The 17,675-nt window shown below is 68.8% G+C and carries 23 protein-coding genes and 2 pseudogenes; 19 read left to right on the top strand and 6 right to left on the bottom strand.

Going from position 1 to position 17,675, the window contains the following annotated elements; genetic code table 11:
* Positions 1-41 precede the first annotated feature (41 nt).
* From M6G65_RS16320 to M6G65_RS16285, 10 genes and pseudogenes are all read left to right on the top strand, one after another.
* On the top strand, positions 42-482 hold the full coding sequence (locus tag M6G65_RS16320) for a hypothetical protein (RefSeq protein WP_250104184.1): 441 nt from the start codon (positions 42-44) through the stop codon (positions 480-482).
* A gap of 100 nt (positions 483-582) precedes the next feature.
* Positions 583-2,408, top strand: a pseudogene (locus tag M6G65_RS16315) (acetyl-CoA carboxylase biotin carboxylase subunit).
* Positions 2,405-2,584, top strand: a complete 180-nt coding sequence (locus tag M6G65_RS34015) for an acyl-CoA carboxylase biotin carboxyl carrier protein subunit (RefSeq protein ID WP_430929566.1) — start codon at positions 2,405-2,407, stop codon at positions 2,582-2,584. Before M6G65_RS16315 ends, M6G65_RS34015 begins: the two are co-directional and overlap by 4 nt.
* Before the next feature lie 18 nt (positions 2,585-2,602).
* A complete protein-coding gene (locus M6G65_RS16310; protein ID WP_238195211.1) occupies positions 2,603-2,833 on the top strand; it encodes a hypothetical protein in 231 nt (76 codons plus the stop codon).
* Complete coding sequence (locus M6G65_RS33490; RefSeq protein WP_283214834.1) at positions 2,830-2,952, top strand: hypothetical protein; 123 nt, start codon at positions 2,830-2,832, stop codon at positions 2,950-2,952. Before M6G65_RS16310 ends, M6G65_RS33490 begins: the two co-directional genes overlap by 4 nt.
* A 31-nt stretch (positions 2,953-2,983) precedes the next feature.
* On the top strand, positions 2,984-3,415 hold the full coding sequence (locus M6G65_RS16305) for a gamma-glutamylcyclotransferase family protein (RefSeq protein WP_250104183.1): 432 nt from the start codon (positions 2,984-2,986) through the stop codon (positions 3,413-3,415).
* A gap of 146 nt (positions 3,416-3,561) precedes the next feature.
* The gene (locus M6G65_RS16300; protein WP_238195213.1) at positions 3,562-4,407 is read left to right on the top strand and encodes a formate/nitrite transporter family protein; all 846 of its coding nucleotides are present in this window, start codon (positions 3,562-3,564) and stop codon (positions 4,405-4,407) included.
* 57 nt (positions 4,408-4,464) lie between these two features.
* Positions 4,465-4,749: an acylphosphatase gene (locus M6G65_RS16295; protein WP_238195214.1), complete on the top strand. Its 285-nt coding sequence runs from the start codon at positions 4,465-4,467 to the stop codon at positions 4,747-4,749.
* 105 nt (positions 4,750-4,854) lie between these two features.
* Entirely contained in the window at positions 4,855-5,616 is a 762-nt protein-coding gene (locus M6G65_RS16290; RefSeq protein ID WP_250104182.1) for a DUF599 domain-containing protein, read from the top strand.
* Positions 5,613-5,915 carry a DUF3253 domain-containing protein gene (locus tag M6G65_RS16285; RefSeq protein ID WP_238195216.1) on the top strand — a complete coding sequence of 101 codons (303 nt, stop codon included), beginning with the start codon at positions 5,613-5,615 and terminating at the stop codon, positions 5,913-5,915. The genes M6G65_RS16290 and M6G65_RS16285 overlap by 4 nt, the downstream gene beginning before the upstream one ends.
* On the opposite strand, the gene M6G65_RS16280 is transcribed toward M6G65_RS16285, so the two are convergent.
* From M6G65_RS16280 to epmA, 5 genes and pseudogenes are all read right to left on the bottom strand, one after another.
* Entirely contained in the window at positions 5,858-6,679 is an 822-nt protein-coding gene (locus tag M6G65_RS16280; RefSeq protein ID WP_238195348.1) for a YdcF family protein, read from the bottom strand. The genes M6G65_RS16285 and M6G65_RS16280 overlap by 58 nt on opposite strands.
* A gap of 5 nt (positions 6,680-6,684) precedes the next feature.
* Positions 6,685-7,332: an RraA family protein gene (locus tag M6G65_RS16275; protein WP_238195217.1), complete on the bottom strand. Its 648-nt coding sequence runs from the start codon at positions 7,330-7,332 to the stop codon at positions 6,685-6,687.
* 86 nt (positions 7,333-7,418) lie between these two features.
* Positions 7,419-8,030, bottom strand: a complete 612-nt coding sequence (locus M6G65_RS16270; RefSeq protein WP_238195218.1) for a glutathione S-transferase family protein — start codon at positions 8,028-8,030, stop codon at positions 7,419-7,421.
* 16 nt (positions 8,031-8,046) lie between these two features.
* Positions 8,047-9,089: pseudogene (locus M6G65_RS16265) on the bottom strand (lysine-2,3-aminomutase-like protein).
* Positions 9,086-10,075 (bottom strand): EF-P lysine aminoacylase EpmA, encoded by a 990-nt coding sequence (epmA, locus tag M6G65_RS16260; protein ID WP_373323675.1) that lies wholly within the window; start codon positions 10,073-10,075, stop codon positions 9,086-9,088. The pseudogene M6G65_RS16265 and the gene epmA overlap by 4 nt, the downstream one beginning before the upstream one ends.
* Positions 10,076-10,358: 283 nt before the next feature.
* On the opposite strand from epmA, the gene efp reads away from it, so the two are divergent.
* Positions 10,359-10,982, top strand: coding sequence for an elongation factor P (gene efp / locus M6G65_RS16255; RefSeq protein WP_250104254.1), 624 nt, complete (start codon positions 10,359-10,361; stop codon positions 10,980-10,982).
* Positions 10,983-11,021: 39 nt separating this feature from the next.
* Here efp and M6G65_RS16250 read toward each other — a convergent pair whose 3' ends face one another.
* A complete protein-coding gene (locus tag M6G65_RS16250; protein ID WP_238195349.1) occupies positions 11,022-12,035 on the bottom strand; it encodes a heparan-alpha-glucosaminide N-acetyltransferase in 1,014 nt (337 codons plus the stop codon).
* A 351-nt stretch (positions 12,036-12,386) separates the two neighbouring features.
* Here M6G65_RS16250 and M6G65_RS16245 point away from each other — a divergent pair, with 351 nt between their 5' ends.
* From M6G65_RS16245 to M6G65_RS16210, 8 genes are all read left to right on the top strand, one after another.
* The gene (locus M6G65_RS16245) at positions 12,387-12,992 is read left to right on the top strand and encodes a cold-shock protein (RefSeq protein WP_250104181.1); all 606 of its coding nucleotides are present in this window, start codon (positions 12,387-12,389) and stop codon (positions 12,990-12,992) included.
* Between the two features lie 142 nt (positions 12,993-13,134).
* A complete protein-coding gene (locus M6G65_RS16240) occupies positions 13,135-13,623 on the top strand; it encodes a DUF192 domain-containing protein (RefSeq protein WP_238195222.1) in 489 nt (162 codons plus the stop codon).
* Positions 13,624-13,741: 118 nt separating this feature from the next.
* Complete coding sequence (locus M6G65_RS16235; protein WP_238195223.1) at positions 13,742-14,143, top strand: hypothetical protein; 402 nt, start codon at positions 13,742-13,744, stop codon at positions 14,141-14,143.
* 82 nt (positions 14,144-14,225) lie between these two features.
* The gene (locus tag M6G65_RS16230) at positions 14,226-15,098 is read left to right on the top strand and encodes a dienelactone hydrolase family protein (protein ID WP_250104180.1); all 873 of its coding nucleotides are present in this window, start codon (positions 14,226-14,228) and stop codon (positions 15,096-15,098) included.
* A 188-nt stretch (positions 15,099-15,286) separates the two neighbouring features.
* A complete protein-coding gene (locus M6G65_RS16225; protein ID WP_192707739.1) occupies positions 15,287-15,742 on the top strand; it encodes a response regulator in 456 nt (151 codons plus the stop codon).
* A 79-nt stretch (positions 15,743-15,821) separates the two neighbouring features.
* A complete protein-coding gene (locus M6G65_RS16220; RefSeq protein WP_238195225.1) occupies positions 15,822-16,022 on the top strand; it encodes a hypothetical protein in 201 nt (66 codons plus the stop codon).
* Between the two features lie 144 nt (positions 16,023-16,166).
* On the top strand, positions 16,167-17,336 hold the full coding sequence (locus M6G65_RS16215) for a poly(ethylene terephthalate) hydrolase family protein (RefSeq protein ID WP_238195226.1): 1,170 nt from the start codon (positions 16,167-16,169) through the stop codon (positions 17,334-17,336).
* An 89-nt stretch (positions 17,337-17,425) separates the two neighbouring features.
* On the top strand, positions 17,426-17,626 hold the full coding sequence (locus tag M6G65_RS16210) for a hypothetical protein (protein ID WP_238195227.1): 201 nt from the start codon (positions 17,426-17,428) through the stop codon (positions 17,624-17,626).
* Positions 17,627-17,675: the final 49 nt, after the last annotated feature.

Here is a 17,675-nt window from a genome sequence, read left to right as displayed (position 1 = left end):
ACAAGCACCGACCGCAGCAAAGGTCGGAGGAGCAGGCGACCATGACCATGATTTCCGTTCAACAGTTCTGCAACCATGCGGTCTCGGCCGGCACGATCAGCGACGAGGACCTGCTGGTCCTGAAGCGCGAGGTTCTCCCGGACGGCCTGATGAGCCGGGAGGATGCCGACCTGCTGATCGCCCTGGAGCGGGCGGTGATCGGCTCCGACGCCTTCGCCGACTTCCTCGTCGCCTCCGTCGCCGACTTCGCCGTTTGGGGCACCCGCCCGACGGGCTACATCGACCGCGACGTCGCCACCTGGCTCGCGTCCTCGCTCAGCGGCCGCGACGGCCCGAGCCCGGTCGGCGCCCGGATCGCCATGGAAGTCGTCCGTGAGGCGCAGGGCAGCGCCGAATCGCTGATGGCCTTCGCCCTCGAGGCCAACCGCTGGATCCGCGACGCGGTCCAGGCTCCCCGGATGACCTTCGCCCTCGCGGCCTGAGTCTCCGACAAAGGCGCAGCTTCCGTCCGCGGCGCAACTGATCTATCGGGACAGTCAAGCCGGTGTGCAATCCGGCGATCTCGAAAGCAGTGCGCCAGCGATGTTCGACAAGATCCTGATTGCCAACCGGGGCGAGATCGCCTGCCGGGTCATCAAGACCGCCCGGAGAATGGGCATCAGGACCGTAGCGGTCTACTCCGATGCCGACCGCGACGCCGTCCACGTCGCGATGGCTGACGAGGCGGTCCATATCGGCCCCGCCGCAGCGTCCGAATCCTATCTCGTCATCGACAAGATCGTCGCTGCCTGCAAGCAGACCGGCGCGCAGGCCGTTCACCCCGGCTACGGCTTCCTGTCGGAGCGCGAGGCGTTCCCGAAGGCGCTCGAGGCCGCCGGCATCGTCTTCATCGGCCCGAATCCGGGCGCCATCGCCGCCATGGGCGACAAAATCGAATCGAAGAAGGCGGCTGCGGCCGCCGAAGTCTCGACCGTGCCGGGCTTCCTCGGCGTGATCGAGTCGCCTGAGCACGCCAAGAAGATCGCCGACGAGATCGGCTACCCGGTGATGATCAAGGCCTCCGCGGGCGGCGGCGGCAAGGGCATGCGATCGCCTTCTCGGGCGACGAGGTGGCGGAGGGCTTCGCCCGCGCCAAGTCGGAGGCGGCGTCCTCTTTCGGCGATGACCGCGTCTTCATCGAGAAATTCATCACCGATCCGCGGCACATCGAGATCCAGCTGATCGGCGATAAGCACGGCAACGTCGTGTATCTCGGCGAGCGCGAGTGCTCGATTCAGCGGCGTAACCAGAAGGTGATCGAGGAAGCGCCGTCGCCGCTCCTCGACAAGAAGACCCGCCGGAAGATGGGCGAGCAGGCCGTCGCGCTGGCGAAGGCGGTGAACTACGATTCGGCCGGCACGGTCGAGTTTGTCGCCGGCCAGGACAAGTCGTTCTACTTCCTGGAGATGAACACCCGCCTGCAGGTGGAACACCCGGTGACCGAGATGATCACCGGCCTCGACCTCGCCGAACTGATGATCCGCGTCGCGGCCGGCGAGAAGCTGCCGATCACCCAGGACGACGTGAAGCTCAACGGCTGGGCGGTGGAGAGCCGCGTCTATGCCGAGGACCCGACCCGCAACTTCCTGCCCTCGATCGGTCGGCTGACCACCTACCGGCCGCCGGAGGAGGGGCAGCAGGGCAAGGCGATCGTGCGCAACGATACCGGCGTGGAGGAGGGCGGCGAGATCGCGATCCACTACGACCCGATGATCGCCAAGCTCGTCACCTGGGCGCCGACCCGCGCCGAGGCGATCGCCGCGCAGGGCGAGGCGCTGGATGCTTTCGCCATCGACGGGATCCGCCACAACATCCCGTTCCTGTCGGCCCTGATGGCGCATCCGCGCTGGCAGGAGGGACGCCTCTCCACGGGCTTCATCGCCGAGGAGTTTCCGAATGGCTTCGCGCCGCCCGAGCCGGCCGGACCTGTGGCTCTCCGCATGATGGCGGCGGCGGCCGCGATCGACCACAAGCTCAACCAGCGCAAGCGCGGGATTTCCGGGCAGATGCGTGCGCCGGGCCTCTTCGCCTTCGAGCACGACCGCGTCGTGATCCTGGCCGGTGAATCCTATCCGATCACCGTAGAGCCGGAGGGCGAGGACCTGCTGGTCACTCAGCCGGACGGCACCGCCCACACGGTCGCGAGCACGTGGCGTCCGGGTCAGCCGGTCTGGATCGGCACGATCGGATCGGAGCGAGTGGCGATCCAAGTGCGAAGCCTGCTCAACGGTGTGTTCCTGCAGCACGCCGGCGCGGCCGCCGAGGCGCGGGTCTACACCCGTCGCGAAGCCGAGCTCGCCGCCCTGATGCCGGTCAAGGAGCAGGCGGGCTCGGGCAAGCAGGTGCTCTGCCCGATGCCGGGCCGGTGAAGCAGATCCTGGTCACCGAGGGCCAAGAGGTGAAGAACGGCGAGCCGATCGCGGTCGTCGAGGCGATGAAGATGGAGAACGTCCTCCGCGCCGAGCGCGATGCCACGGTCAGTAAGATTCACGCCAAGGAGGGCGACAGCCTCGCGGTGGACGCGGTGATTCTCGAATTCGCCTGAGGCCGTCGGGCGTTCGGCGTGAGCGCAGTTCACAACGAGCAGACCAAGCTGCTGGCGACGGCGCTGAACAACGTCGCAGTGGCATTTGCGGTGATCGGTTTCGTGACGCCGATCACCGCAATGAGCTTCGGGATCGCGAATGCGCCTGTGCTGCGGCCGGCAACCGCGTTCTTCGCGACGATCTGGCTTTGTGCGGCGATCGGCTTACATTTAATCGGTCGGCGCGTGCTGCGGAGCATCAGGCCATGAGTTCGGGTGAGATCTTTGTGACATTCGTAATCCCGGCCATTACGCTGGCGCTCGCCTACGTCGCCATGCGCGCGAACGAGTGGTCGGTGCGGCGCGACGAGCGTAAAGCCGGACGGTGAGCCGGTCGGCCGGCAGGCGAATCGCGGCTGCGTGCCCCTCTACTTCGCCTACGGCGCCAACATGGATGCCGCCGCGATGGCGCCGCGGTGCCCGGTTTCGCGGCTGGTCGGCGGCGGCCATCTTCCAGGCTATCGTTTCATCATCATGCGCGAAGGCTACGCCTCGGTGGTGCGCGCGCCCGGCCGCATCGTCCGGGGCGTGCTCTGGGACTTGGCCGTCGGCGACATCCCGGCCCTCGATCGATATGAGGGCGTGTCGGGCGGCCTGTACACGAAGGCCAGCCTCCCGGTCCGCACCACGGGCGGCGTGAAGCGCGCGCTGATCTATCTCGGAGGCTCCGCTGCACCGGGCCGCCCGCGGCCGGGCTACCTGGAAGCCGTCGTCGCGGCGGCACGCGCGGCGCAGCTGCCGCCCGCCTACGTCCGGGAACTCAGCAGTTGGTCGCGCGGGCTGCCGGCCTGATCGGCGGCCAAGTGGTACGCAACATGCTTGGGCACGACCGAGCCGGGGGGCGACGGGCAGTCCCGCACCCTGCCGGCCATTCGTGATTGCGCAGCGCGCCCGTCGGTCAACGACGATTGCCGGCCGCCTGCGAGGGAGAGTTGTGCATGTCGTATCTGGCGCCCGCCGATTTCGTGAAGAAGGCCGTCGATGCCGGTGAGGCGAAGGTCTTCATGGCTACCAAGGACACGTTCATCCGGGCCTACATGGCCGGCGCGATCCTGGCGCTCGCCGCGGCCTTCGCGGTCACGATCAACCAGACCACCGGACAGCCGCTGGTTGCGGCCCTGCTGTTCCCGGTCGGCTTCTCGATGCTCTACCTGCTGGGCTACGACCTGTTCACCGGCGTCTGCGTGCTCACGCCGCTCGCCCTGATCGACAAGCGCCCCGGCGTCACGGTGGCGGGGGTCGCGCGCAATTGGGTCCTCGTCTTCTTCGGCAACTTCGCGGGCGCGCTGACCACGGCCGTGATGATGTCGATCGTGTTCACCTTCGGCTTCGCCACCGAGCCGAACGCCGTCGGCAAGCTGATCGCCGGGATCGGCGAGGCCCGGACGCTGGGCTACGAGAAGTACGGCGCCTCCGGCATGCTGACGCTCTTCGTCCGCGCCATGCTGTGCAACTGGATGGTGTCGACCGGCGTCATCGGCGCGATGCTGTCCACCTCCGTGCCCGGCAAGGTGATCGCGATGTGGATGCCGATCACGGTGTTCTTCTTCATGACCTTCGAGCACTCGGTGGTGAACATGTTCCTGTTCCCGTCGGCGATCCTCATGGGCGGCCACCTGACGGTCATGGATTACCTGCTCTGGAACGAGATCCCGACGCTCATCGGAAACATCGTCGGCGGCATCGCCTTCACCGGCCTGATGCTCTACTCCACCCACGTCCGGACCGGGGCGACCCGGACGGTGGTCGATGCCGGGCTCCGTCGCCCCATCGCGGCCGAGTAGGATCACACGGGCCCGTGCGCATGCCGCGCGGGCCCCGTTCGGTAGGCACAGGCTCAGATGAGCGAGACACGGACGATCGCCGTCGTCATCACAGGCCGCGTGCAGGGCGTGTCGTACCGGGCCTGGACACAGTCCGAGGCCCGCGCGCGCAATCTCGTCGGCACCGTGCGCAATCGCGACGACGGTGCGGTCGAGGCAATGTTCAGCGGGCCGAGCGAGGCCGTGGCACAGATGGAGACGCTGTGCTGGTCAGGGCCGCCCGGCGCCCGCGTGACCGACGTCGCGGTTCGGAACTGCGATGATATCCCGACGCTGAGCGGCTTCGAGATCCTGCGCGGCTGACTTCGCGGTCTCGGCGGACCCGACGACCGCACCGGGTGGGTTCTGCATCGGCATGCAGGCTGGTATGGCATCGCGGCTCATCGCCGAGCCCGCGATCCGGAGATCATGCCCGACCTGTCCGCCGGCAGTGCCGCCTTCTCGCCCCTGGACCTCGGGGCGCTCGTCTACTTCATCGTGGCCTGGATGGCGTACGGGCTCTCCGTGGGACGGCTGCGCGGGCGCATGCTGTCCCTGAGCCAGATCATGAACGGCCATCGCTCGAACTGGGCGCGGCAGGTTATCAGCCGCGAAAATCGCGTCGCCGACACCCAGATCAACGCCTCGCTGCAGAACGGCACCGCCTTCTTCGCATCGACCTCCCTGATCGCCCTCGGATCGGTGCTGACCCTGTCGCGCTCCGGCGACGATGTGCTGAACCTCTTCGCGACCCTCCCGTTCGGGACCGTGGCGAACCGGCTGACCTGGGAGTTGAAGGTCGCGGGTTTGGCGCTGGTCTTCGTCTACGCCTTCTTCAAGTTCGCCTGGGCCTACAGGCTGTTCAATTACGCGGCGATCCTGCTGGGCACCGTGCCGTCGAAGGGCTCCGGTGCGAGCGAAGCCGAGATGCTCCGGGCGGTTCGTCGCCTCGCCGCGATGAATGTCAGCGCGGGCCGGCATTTCGCGCGGGGCCAGCGGGCCTTCTTCTTCGCGCTTGCCTATCTCGGCTGGTTCGTGAGCCCCTACGTGCTCGTCGTCTCGACATCCGCGGTCGTGGTCATCATGTGGCGCCGTCAGTTCGCCTCGGAGATCCGCAAAACGTTGCTTGAAGTCGGGGAAGGTCCGCACGAGGGACCGCTCGGAGCTTCGGCGGAGCAGGCACGGACATGACCGATACCAAACCCGATGACGCGGTCATCGAGACGACGATGCTCGACCTGGTGACCGCGCGTGGCGCGGACAAGACCGTCTGTCCGTCGGAAGTCGCCCGAGCTCTGGGCGGACCGCATCCCGACGGCTGGGGCCCGCTGATGCAGCCGGTGCGTCGGGTCGCCGTGCGCCTCGCCCATGCCGGCCGGATCGCGATCCTGCGGAAGGGCAAGCCCGTGGATCCGGACGATTTCCGCGGAATCTATCGGCTCGCGCTGCCGGCCGGATCTTCGGGGCCGGGCAGCCAGTCCGGCGTGTAGCCGGACCACCGATACACCACGAGCCCGATCCACTCCTTCACGGCGAGGTCGAGCTGAAACAATCCATCCGAGGCGAAACCGTTGAAGCGCGTCAGGTCGCTCCAGCCGCGCGTCCGGTAGTCGACCGGGAACGCATCCACCGTGAAGCCGGCCTGCCGAAAACAGCCGACAGCGCGGGGCATGTGCCAGGCCGAGGTGACGAGCAGCCAACGCTCCCCCGGCTTCGGCTGGACGAGGGATGCGGAGAAGGCCGCGTTCTCCTGGGTGTTGCGGGAGCGGTTCTCCAGGATCAGGCGCGTGCGCGGGACGCCGATGACATCGGCCTGACGGCTGAGGATGTCGGCTTCCGCAATGCCGCCGCGGATGAACCCGCTGCCGCCCGAGAACACGAGCCGCGCGGTCGGGAAGCGGCGCGCCAGGTCGGCAAGGTAGATCGGCCGCTCGGCCGCGTCGTTGACGACGATCTGATCGCGCGCTTCGGACAGGCCGGCCTCGATGCCGCCGCCCAGCACGATGATACCGGCCGGGGCAGGACCGTCCGGCGGGTAGGCCGGGAAGCGCTGTTCCAGGGGAAGCAGGACCGCCTCCGACAGCGGCGACAAACCACCCAGCGCGAGGCCGAGGCCCCCGATGATGGTGAGGCCGAAGCCGGTGCGGCGCAGGCGCGTGACCGCCAGGAGCAGCAGGCCGGCCAGAACGGCGAAGATGAAGAAGTTCGAAGGGGTGATCACGAAGTAGACCACCTTCGAGAGCGGGAAGAACACGGCGTTCACGCCGGCTTCGTCTCGGCCTCGAACCGGGCCAGCGCCGCTTCGTCCGGCGGCAACAGGGTGGCGAGGCTCTCGCCTTTCTCGACCTCGCGCTGGATCCACAGATCGAGGCGCTGCTGTTCCACAGCCTCCAGGGCGACCCGTTCGGCGAGCGCGGCGGGTACCGCGACGATGCCGCCGTCGGCGCAGACCACGATGTCGCCCGGATGGATCGCGGCGCCTCCGCAGGAGACCGGCTGCTGCGTGCCGACCAGCGCGAGCGTTCCGATCGCGGCCTCAGGCACGGACCAGACTGGCAGCCCAACCTCGGCCGGAAGGGCGCCGTCGGTCACCAAGCCCGCGACGCCACGGTGCGCGAGACGCGCCGCCAGGATGGACCCGAACGGCAGGGCCAAGCCGGACTGGGCCGCATCGATCACCACGATCGCGCCTTCGGGGATCGTGTCGATCGCCGCCGCAAGATCACCCACGGCATCATCGCGGGCCGGGATCATCCGCAACGTGTAGGCTGTGCCGATCGCGCTCCCACCCGGTCCGGTCAGCCCCTGGACGCTATGAGCCTTCACGCCGGCTCGGGTCAGGGCACGGGCGAGACTCGCCGGCGTCACGGCGGACAGCGCGTCGCGCAGGGTCGGGTCGATGGCCATCAGGGACTCCGTGGGGTGCAGCCCCGTTCCGGCGGCGCTCCGCCAAGGTGGATCTCACGGGCCCTTCGGCAAGCCCGCTCGCGACCTCAGCCGATGGGTTCGCCGAGAGCCCGGCCAGCGGCCGGCCGGGCCGCAATGCGCGCGTACCAGCGGCGCAGGGCCGGACGCTCGACCCGTTCGGCGGGCAGGTTCAACCAGCGATGTGCCGCACAGCCGAGGGCGATGTCGGCGATGCCGAATTGCTCGCCGACCACGTAGGTCCGATCGGCCAGATGGGCGTCGAGGATCGCGGCCATCGCCTCGCTCTTCTTCAGCGAAGCCGCGATCACGGCGCGATCGGGCTCGGCGGTCCGGAAAAGCTGCCAGAACGCGTCGCGCATCGCGGGCGTAAAGCTCGTGGCCTGCCAATCGACCCATTGCTCCACATGGGCGCGCATCTGCGGATCCGCCGGTAGCGCGAGGGCAGGGGCGATGGTCGCGAGGTAGCGCAGGATCGCGTTCGATTCCCAGAGAGCGAAGCCATCCTCCTCCAGGGTCGGGACGAGCCCGTTCGGGTTCATCGCGCGGTACGCGGGATCGTCGACGACGCCGTGAGCACCGCCGGCCTCCACGCGCTCGTAATCCAGCCCGGCCTCATCCAGTCCCCAGACCGCCTTCTGCACGTTTACCGAGGTGAGGCGTCCCCAAAGCCTGCGCATCGTCAAACAATCTCCCTTACGCCTTCGGTGGATAGGCGTGGTCACAGCCGTTCGGGTCCGTCACCCGGGCGCCCGCGCCGGTCTCGCGCAGGTAGTTCGGCCCGACCGGCACCTTGCCGTGGCCGCCCGGGATGTCGAGCACGTAGGTCGGTTGGGCGAGGCCCGAGAGGCGCCCGCGCAGGGTGCGCATCAGGTCCTGACCTTCCGCCAACCCGGTGCGCATGTGTCCGGTGCCGGGGGCGAGGTCGCCGTGATGCAGGTAATAGGGCTTGATTCGGTTCTCCACGAAGGTCCGCATCAGGGCCTCGAGCGTCGCCGCGTCGTCGTTGATGCCACGCAGCAGCACGGATTGGCTGACCATCGGGATACCGGCATCGACCAGCCGGCACAGGCGGTACGGGCAGAGGGCGTGAACTCGCGCGGGTGATTGGCGTGCAGGGCGACGAACACCGCGCCCCCGAAAAGCTGCAGCGCCTGGACAAGGGTCTCGGTGACCAGTTCGGGCTTCACCACCGGAACGCGCGTGTGAAGCCGCATCACGCGCACATGATCGATGCGCGACAGGCGTTGCGCGATGATGCCGAGCCGCCGGCTCGAGAGCGCGAACGGGTCACCGCCGGTGAGGACCACTTCCCAGATGCGCGGATCCCGCTCGATATACGCGAAGGCCGCTTCGAGCTCGGCATCGGTCAAGGTTCCGAGCCCGTCCGGCCCCACCGTCTCGCGGCGGAAGCAGAAGCGGCAGTAAACCGGGCAGACATGCAGCGGCTTCAGCAGCACGCGGTCGGGATAGCGGTGCACGATGCCGGTTACCGGCGCGTGGGCCGCGTCGCCGATCGGGTCGGCGCGCTCCTCCGGCGCCGTCGCGCACTCTCGGGGATCCGGGATGAACTGGCGGGCGATCGGGTCTTCGGGATCAGCGGGGTCGATGAGCTCGGCCATGTCGGCCGTCACCGAGACGGCGTAGCGCGCGAGCACCGCCCGCAGCGCGTCGGCCTCCGCGGCCGAGATCAGGCCTGCTTCCGCCAGATCTTCGGCGCTCCGGAGAACACGGTTCACGGCGCCGTCTCCGCGACCGGGGTCCAGATCACGTCTTCGACGCGGGTGCGGCCGCAGGCCAGCATCGCCAGCCGGTCGAACCCGAGGGCGATGCCGGAGGCTTCCGGCATGACCGCCAGCGCGGCGAGAAAATCGTCGTCGATCGGATACGCCTCACCGTAGACCCGGAGCTTTTCCGCCATCTCCGCCTCGAAACGGCGGCGCTGTTCGACTGGATCGGTGAGTTCACCGAAGGCGTTGGCGAGTTCGACCCCGCAGGCGTAGAGCTCGAAGCGCTCGGCGACACGGGGATCGTGCGGGGCCGGCCGGGCGAGGGCCGCCTCGCTCACCGGGTATTCGCACAAAAGGGTCGGCCGCCCGACGCCCAGATGCGGCTCGATCCGCGCGACCAGCACGCGGGAGACCAGATCGGCCCAGGTATCGTCCGAAGCGACCCGCAGGTCCGCGCCCGACACGGCGGCGGCGAGTCCATCGCGGTCCGTCTCGCCGCTCCGCGCGACGGTGGCGAGCAGGTCTATGCCGGCGAAGCGGTCGAAGGCCTCAGCCAGCGTCAGCCGCTCCGGTTCGGCGAACGGGTCAGTCTCCCGGCCACGATAGGTGAACCGGCGCATCCCGGCGGTCTCGGCCGCAAGTGTCAGCAGGTCGGCGCAATCCTCCATCAGCACGCTGTAGGGCGCGCCGACGCGGTACCATTCCAGCATCGTGAATTCGGGATGATGCAGCGGCCCCCGCTCGCGGTTGCGGAACACGCGCGCGACACTGAACAGCCTCGTCTCCCCGGCCGCCAGCAGCTTCTTGCAGGCGAATTCCGGCGACGTGTGAAGAAACAGGGGCGTTCGTGCCCCGCTCGCCCCGATGGCCTCGGTGGCGAAGGCCGACAGATGCGCCTCGTTGCCCGGCGAGACCTGGAGGCAGGCCGCGTCAGCCTCGACGAAATCCCGCGCGCTGAACCAGGCACGGAACGCCGACAGAACCCGGTTGCGCATGAGAAGCGCCGGCCTGCGATCGACGTGACGCTCCGGGGACCACCAAACGGTGCCCTGTGCCGTCACGGCCGGCCCAGCCGATCACACCGACGCGACGCCACCTGGCATCGGCGGGCACGGCTTCGCACAGGCAGCTCGTTCCGGAGCACACGCATCCTCTGGCCCTGTTCCACCCTCGGCTTCAGAACGGAGCGTCGCGATCTGGAAGAGAGTACACTCGGACAACCGTTCCTGCCGGCCCGCTGGCAACCGGAACGGAGATGCGATAGTGGCGGGGTCCGAGATGCAGCGCCCGCGCTTGGCGCGTGCGGTCCCCCTTGTCAATGCAGGACGCTATTCCGTGAAGGTTATCGCCTCAACGCTCCGTAAGGGCAACGTCGCCGAGAAGGACGGCAAGCTCTACGTGATCCTGTTCGCCGAGAACATCCACCCCGGCAAGGGCACGCCTGTGACCCAGCTGGACATGCGCCGCATTACCGACGGCGTGAAGGTTTCGGAGCGCTACCGGACGACCGAGCAGGTCGAGCGCGCCTTCGTGGAGGATCGCGAGCACACCTTCCTGTACAGCGACGGCGAGGGGTTCCACTTCATGAACCCCGAGAATTACGAGCAGATCGCCGTGCCGGAAGACGTGGTCGGGGATGCCGCTCCTTACCTTCAGGAGGGCATGGCCGTCATGCTCTCGGTCCACAATGGCGTGCCGCTGACCATCGAGCTGCCCCAGCGCGTGACGCTGGAGGTTGCCGAGACCGAGCCGGTCCTGAAGGGTCAGACGGCCTCGTCCTCCTACAAGCCCGCGACGCTCTCGAACGGCGTGCGGACGACCGTGCCACCCCACATCGCCGCCGGCACCCGCGTCGTCGTCATGACGGCCGATGGGTCCTACGTCGAGCGCGCCAAGGACTGAGCGGATCTTCGGAAAGCCGCCCGCAGGTGGCGGAGCGCATCAGCGCTCCGTCCGGGCCGCCTGCTCAAGGGTCGCGTAGCATTGCTGTGAGAGGGCCTGCGCGCGCAGGCGCTCCGGCCCGCTGAACGGCCGTCCATCCTCGCGGAAGAGATCCTCGCGGAGGAGCGCTTCGGAGGTGCAGCGCGCCGCGATGCGGCACAGGGGCCGCTCGCCACCCGTCCGCGTGCAGATCGTCACGTAATCCGCCCGGAAGGCCCGCAGGCCCGCCCGCGGGTTGGCGCCCGTGAGCGTCACGATTCCGGTGAGGAGCGCCAGCAGCACGGGCTGGTGGATCAGGTAGATCGCCAGGCTGTGGCGTCCGGCCCAGGTCGCGGCCCGGCCGATCGCCGAACGGGGTGCCCAGGCGCCCAATGCCGAGCGCGCGAAACGGGGCAGGCCGATCCTGCCGACCGCGATCCCCGCCAGCACGAGCCCGAACCAGGGAAAGAGCGGAACGTAATCGTTGGTCCGGGGCGTCCCCGATCCGAGGCCGAGGAAGTAGAGGGCCGGCGCGTCGAGGATCGGCGCGTGCACGACGTGCGGCGCGGCGATGAACGCGGCGGCTGTCAACACAGTCACGGCGACCGGCGCGAACAGGAACGGGAGGCCCAGCAGGCTCGCCACGGTGATGCAGTGCAGGACGCCGAAGAACACGAACGCGTCCGGGAACACGATCCATGTTCCGAGGGTGACGAGAAGGGCAGCGCCGCCGATCCGCGCGAGGCGCAGGAGTGTCGGTCTCGGCCGCACGCCCCGGCCGTTCATCAAGACCAGCCCGATGCCGACGAGGACGAGGAAGCTGCCGGCGATCATCTCGGCCGCGATCCGCCCCGCCGGGGTCAGCGCGTAGTTCTCGGCCGTCAGCCGCAGGAACCCGAGATCCCAGAGCGTGTGATAGCTCGCCATCGCGGCGAGGGCGGCCGCGCGCGCCGCGTCGATCATCGGGAAGCGCCGCGGCTGAACGGCCGCATCCGGCGTTGCGGCGGCACGGTCGCGAGTGAGGTCGATGGCCATCATGCCGAACCCAAACCACGCCGGTGCCGGACATGCCAACCGGCTCGCCGCGCGCTGCGCCGTCAGCCAACGCCGGGTCGTGGCGCTCTCGCAAACGTGACACCGGCCGAGTTTCGCCCGGCGGGCGGCGCGTCCGACCCTCGGCGCGCAAATTCTGCACGCCGGACCCGGCGCTTAAACGCTGCTTTCGCCGCCGACTGCGACCAATCGACTGTTGCCGGCTCGCCTCCCAGCGCCAAGATTGCATCTCGCTGGGGCTCGGCTGCCGGTGAAATGGGCTTCCCGGGAATCAGGACTTCGTTAATCTTGCCGGGAGAGCGCACGGCGTGATTCGGTGTAGGTTGCTCGGCCATGTCTGACGAACGCGGCTTCGGGCCGGAGGACCCCGATCGGGCGGCGAGCCCGCGGACCGGCGAGACTGCCCAGCGCGAAGACGAAGCCCTGGATTTCGCCGAGGTGGCGGGCCGCATCAAATGGTTCGACGTGTCGAAGGGCTTCGGCTTCATCGTACCGGATGACGGGTCGCCGGACGTCCTGCTGCACGTGACCTGCCTGCGGCGGGACGGCTTCCAGGCGGCCAGCGAAGGTGCGCGCATCGTCGTGGAAGCGGTGGAGCGTCCGCGGGGCTGGCAGGCGTTCCGGGTAATCTCGCTGGATCAGGCGACGGCGGTCCATCCCTCCGAGATGCCGCTGCCGCGCACGCACGTGACCGTGACCCCGACGAGCGGGCTCGAGACCGCCGTGGTGAAATGGTTCAACCGGCTGCGCGGCTTCGGCTTCCTAACCCGGGGTGACGGGACGCCGGACATCTTCGTGCACATGGAGACTCTGCGCCGCTACGGGATCGCGGAGCTGAAGCCGGGCGAGGCGGTCCTGGTGCGCTACGGGGACGGCTCGAAGGGCGTCATGGCCGCCGAGATCCGGTTGATCGACGGCGCCCTCCCAGCCTCGCACTGAACGGCCGGGCGCGGCACGGCATCTATGTCGCTGTCGCACCTGAGCATTTCCGCACGCGGTTTCCCACGGCCCGTATCCTGGTCTATGGCTGCGTGGCGAGCCCGACCGGCGCGCCTGTCCCCCTGAAAGGCCCGAGCCTGTGATGTTCTCGACCCGTTTCGTGTCGGCCGCCGCCGTCGCATGCCTGATGGTCATGGCCGCCCCCGTTCCCGCCGTCCTTGCGCAGGCACCGGCCCGGGCTGCTGCCACCGCGGGCGAGCCGCTGACCATCGTCACCAAGGCGGGGCCGAAGCGATTCAACGTCGAGGTGATGCGCGACGATGCCGGGCGCTCCCGCGGCCTCATGTTCCGGCGGCACATGGCGGCCGATCACGGGATGCTGTTCGACTTCGAGCGCGAAGAGCCCGTCACGATGTGGATGAAGAACACCTATCTTCCGCTCGATATGGTGTTCATCCGTCCGGACGGGACGATCAGCCGGATCGCCGCCGATACCGAGCCGCTGTCGACCGCGATCATCCCGTCGGGAAGCCCCGTTTCCGCCGTGCTGGAGCTCAACGCCGGGACGGCGGCGAAGCTCGGCATCCAGCCGGGCGACCGCATCGAGCATCCGCTGTTCAAGGCACGTTGAGGCCGCCTCAGACACCCGCGAACGCATCGGGAACAATCGCTTGACCGCCGCCGTGATCCGCGCCAGTGTTCCGGCAATGTTCCGGTGCGCCGGGACGCCGGACAGGGCGGAGGACCCGATGAGCGACGTGGCCGTGGCCGAGCTGTTCGGCAATGACGACTGGTCCGTTCAGCCGGACGGGATCGAGCATCGTGACACCGGCTACTTCATCGCCCGCGATGTGCTGGCTGCGCGGCGGGCGGAGGGGCTCTGGGACTGGCCGCTGCAGATGGCCGAGAAGCGCTGGTGCCGGCCGAGCCTGTTCCGCGAGGCGTTCCTAGCCGCGCTCGAGCGCTTCGGCATCGCCCGCGACGCGGAGCTGATCCGCTCGTTCGCGCTGGGCTACGGCATCCGCGCCGTGGTGGCGCCGGCCGCCGACACGTTCGTGACGCTGGCCGACATGCTGCAGCCGCGCGAGGTCGTGGATGCGGGACGGGCCTTCGCCCGCCCGGCACGGACGCTCGTTGCTGCGGGGGCGTGACGTCCCGACGATCCGGCCGGTGATTTGACCGCGCATACCAGGCCCGGATAGCCCTCCGCGACGCAGCGCGGGAGAGATCATCATGGCGGATCAGGATCAAGCGGGGCTCGACGGACTGATCACGCCCCCCTTCTCGCGGCGCGGCTTCGTGATGACCAGTCTGATCAGTGGCCTGACCCTGGCGACGAGCCGGGTCGAGGCGCAGGTGATCCACACGGACAGCAGCGGCATCGAGGCCGGCGAGGTGAAGATTCCGGCCGCCGACGGGCCGATGCCGGCCTACCGGGCGGTGCCGGACGGCGCGGGACCCTTCCCGATCGTGCTGGTGATCGAGGAGATCTTCGGCGTCCACGACTACATCAAGGACATCTGTCGTCGCTTGGCCAAGGCCGGCTACTGTGCGGTCGCCCCGGAGCTGTACGCGCGGCAGGGCGATCTCTCGGCGATGACCGATGCCAAGCTGATCATCCGGGATGTCATCTCGAAAACACCCGACGCACAGTGGATCGGCGACCTCGATGCCACCGTGGCCTGGGCCGGATCGGCCGCGAAAGGCGATCCGAGCCGGCTCGGCGTCATGGGCTGGTGTCGCGGTGGCCGGGACGTGTGGCTCTACGCGGCGCATCGCCGCGATCTGAAGGCGGCGGTCGCTTGGTATGGCCCTGTCGGCGGCGATCGCACGGACATCCAGCCCCGCACGGCTGGCGACGTCGCTGCGGAGATCCACGCGCCGCTGCTCGGCCTCTACGGCGGCGCCGACACGGGCATTCCGGTTGCCTCCGTCGAGGCAGCGCGCGACCGCGCAAAAGCAGCGGGGAAGATCGTCGAACTGATGATTTACCCGGACGCGCCGCACGGCTTCCATGCCGATTACCGGCCAAGCTATCGCCGGGAAGCCGCCGAGGACGGGTGGAAACGGGCGCTCGCCTTCCTGAAGGCGAACGGCGTCGGCTGATTCAGCCGGTTTTGCTTCTGTCCGGGACGTTCCTGATCGGCTGTGTTACTCAAGACACGGCCACAACTTTCCGATTATGCAAGGATCCAGGGAGGATCTGTGCCCGCGCGGGTCCGGCCTACCGCGGCGATCGGTCCGTGAACCGATCGCCGCGGCCGCCGTTCAGCCCCTGTAGAGTGTCCTGGCCTATGAGCGATTCGGTGCAGCCCGGCCAGAAGCCCGTCATCCTCGTCGTGGAGGACCAACCCGACGAGCGCTTCCTTGCGGCCACGTTGCTGGAAGACACCGGCTTCACGGTCATCGAGGCCGAGACCGCCGACCGCGCCCTCGCCATCCTCAACGACCGGGCTGACGAAGTCAGCGTCGTCTTCTCGGACGTGCGGACGCCCGGGCCCATCGGCGGTTTCGAACTGGCGCGGATCATCGGCGTGACTTGGCCGCGGGTACGGGTGCTCCTGACCTCGGGCGATGCCGGCGACCAGCCGAGCGATCTGCGAGTCTCGGCGACGTTCATCCCGAAACCCTGGCGCGCCGAGGACATCCTGGCCTGGGTGGAGCAAGCCGCGGGACGCCCGTCGGAGGGCAAGGGCCCGGCGGTGATCGGACCGGGCGGAAAAATTATCAGCCCTGGATTGGAAACCTGACGCGCGGATCGGGTTGTACGCCACTCCCGGAGCGGATGGCGCCCGGGGTCCCGCAATACAGTTGAACCCGACCTTGGCCATGCAGATTGTCGCCGCCAACTATGCCGATACGCTCCGCCGATCCGGCTCATGGAACACGGCCGAATCCGCCGTGCTGGATACGGTGCGCCACGAGCTTCGCGGCGTCTTCGGCGAGGCGGACGATGACCTTCCGGCAGAGCTGACCGCGCTGGTGCGCCGGCTCGACCGGGCGGACACGGGACGGGGCGCTTCCGTCTGAGCGTTGCGCTCCCGGCGCGCTGTGCTGGCCTTGAAGCTGTGTGCCGCGCGCGGAGACTGCCGCGGCGAGTCGCCAAGACGACAAAATCTGCTATTCAGCGCTCCCTGACCTGCTGACGCATCGCGTCTCTCTGCCGAGCCCTTCATGCGTCTCACGCTCATCCGCGGACCGCTCGCTGCGGCCGCGATCATGACCCTTGCCGGCCTCGTCTCCGCGCAGGCTGCCGCGCCGCCGCCGCAGCCTGCCGAGGGGCCGGGCGGTGTCGGCGACCGCAAGATGACGATCACCAAGCGCCTGCTCGGGCGCGGGACCGCCAGCAGCTTCGCTTTCTACGCTGCCGGCGCTGCTCCGGAGGCCGGCAGGCCCGTGGCGATCTTCCTGCACGGTTGGGGTGTGGTGAATCCGCAGAGCTACGGCGCCTGGATCGACCATCTGGCGCGCCAGGGTTGGCTCGTGCTGTTTCCGCGCTTCCAGGAGGTGAACCGGACGCGCCCGGCCGACGCGCCGGGCATCGCCGAAACCCTCGTGAAGGCGGCACTGGCCGATCTGTCCGCGGACGGCGAGGCCAAGCCGGATCTCGGCCGCGTTGCGATGATCGGCCATCTGGCCGGCGCTCCGCTCGCGATGGATCTCGCCGCCGATGCCAAGACGCACGGGCTGCCCACACCGAAGCTGATTTTCGCCGTGACGCCCGGAGGGATCGCCAGCGGGCCGAAATCGCGCGGTATCGCGCTCGGCGAGTTGTCGGCGATCGATCCCGCGACGCTCATCGTGACCATGGTCGGCGACAAGGACACGCGGGCCGCCGACCTCGCCGCGAAGCGCCTGCTGCGCGAGGCCAGCGCCGTGCCTCTGGATCGGAAGCTCTTCGTGCGGGCGCTCTCGGACGACCACGGCTTCCCGGCACTGACCGCAACCCTCGCGGCGCCGGCCGGCCTCGATACGGCCTATGACGGCGGTGCGATCAAGCCCGGCCCCGAACCCAAGGACGCGGCGAAGGATGCGCCGAAGCCGCCGCCGTTCCGTTGGTCCGCCGACATGGCGCTGTCGGGCGAGCAGCAGACCCTGGTCTCGCAGGTCAACCTCGCGCGCGTCGACGCCCTGGATTACCTCGGGTTCTGGAAGACGTTCGACCTCGCGGCCGCAGCCGCATTCGCGGGCTCGGACGCCTCGGCGCTCAAGAACAATCCGCGGCTCGCCGACATGGAGCGGTGGAGCGACGGCTGGCCGGTGAAGCGGCTCGCGGTGGAGACGCCTCGCCCGGCGCCGGCCGTCCAGGCCGGTTCTCCGCCGGCCACCACGCGCAAGCGCTGATCTGGCGATTACTGACTTGGCCGTTCAGGCAGCTTGGCCTTGGCGCGAGGCTTGCTAATCTGCTCCCGTTCGACACGGGAAGCCCAGCCATGCCCGAGTTCGTTGCCAGCCTGCTCGCCGCGGCGGCCTTCTGCCTGACTTTGCTCGCGCTGAACGCGCTGACCCGGGTTCTGATCCAGATCCATCTCACGCCGTCCGACCTGGGCGAGAGCGGCTTTCTCCAGATCGGCGCAGCACTGTTGCTGGCGTGGGTGGCGTACCGTCGGGCGCCTGTCCGCCGGACCGTCTGACGGTTCCCGGGCAGAAGCGGCTCCGGAGCGGTCGGGCGGGTCCCTCAGG

It is taken from the genome of Methylobacterium tardum, assembly GCF_023546765.1.
In the GTDB taxonomy this organism is placed as follows: Bacteria; Pseudomonadota; Alphaproteobacteria; order Rhizobiales; family Beijerinckiaceae; genus Methylobacterium; species Methylobacterium tardum.
Note: the sequence above shows the minus strand (reverse complement) of the source record. Positions and strands in the feature narration are given on the sequence as shown.